Source organism: Salinicoccus sediminis, assembly GCF_000986795.1.
In the GTDB taxonomy this organism is placed as follows: domain Bacteria; phylum Bacillota; class Bacilli; order Staphylococcales; family Salinicoccaceae; genus Salinicoccus; species Salinicoccus sediminis.
This window is the reverse complement of record NZ_LAYZ01000013.1, coordinates 1-834: the sequence shown is the minus strand read 5'-3', so window position 1 is coordinate 834 and position 834 is coordinate 1. Positions and strand designations below refer to the sequence as shown.

The window sequence follows — 834 nt, the reverse complement described above, 5'->3', positions numbered from 1 at the left end:
TACTGCCCGGCAGCGTCCTACTCTTGCGGGACGTCAGTCCAACTACCATCGGCGCTGGAGAGCTTAACTGCTGTGTTCGGCATGGGAACAGGTGTGGCCTCTCCGCCATCGCCGCCGGACAATGTTGATTTGCCTCAAGCCCTGAATATTCAGGATTAAGGACGTTCGACTACTGTCGAACGAATGTCTATGTGTGCCGCTCTACGTATTGGAAATACTAGAGCGGCAACCATATACATTCAAAACCGGATAGAAGCAATGGTCGCGCAGAAACCGAAACACGGTTTCTTCATCATTCTTGAATAAGTCATCGATCGATTAGTATTCGTCCGCTGAATGTGTCACCACACGTACACGCCGAACCTATCCACCTCATCATCTCTGAGGGATCTAATGGGGAAATCTCATCTTGAGGGGGGCTTCATGCTTAGATGCTTTCAGCACTTATCCCGTCCATACATAGCTACCCAGCAATGCCGTTGGCACGACAACTGGTCCACCAGGGGTATGTCCATCCCGGTCCTCTCGTACTAAGGACAGCGCCTCTCAAATTTCCTGCGCCCACGACGGATAGGGACCGAACTGTCTCACGACGTTCTGAACCCAGCTCGCGTACCGCTTTAATGGGCGAACAGCCCAACCCTTGGGACCGACTACAGCCCCAGGATGCGATGAGCCGACATCGAGGTGCCAAACCTCCCCGTCGATGTGAACTCTTGGGGGAGATAAGCCTGTTATCCCCGGGGTAGCTTTTATCCGTTGAGCGATGGCCCTTCCATGCGGAACCACCGGATCACTAAGTCCGTCTTTCGACCCTGCTCGACCTGTATGTCT

The 834-nt window shown here is 53.5% G+C and carries 2 rRNA genes; both read right to left on the bottom strand.

Annotation, left to right across the window (positions count from 1 at the left end):
* Nucleotides 1–4: 4 nt before the first annotated feature.
* A 5S ribosomal RNA gene (gene rrf / locus WN59_RS07895) occupies nt 5–119 on the bottom strand.
* A gap of 179 nt (nt 120–298) precedes the next feature.
* Nucleotides 299–834: ribosomal RNA gene (locus tag WN59_RS07890) — 23S ribosomal RNA — on the bottom strand; the annotation flags it as partial.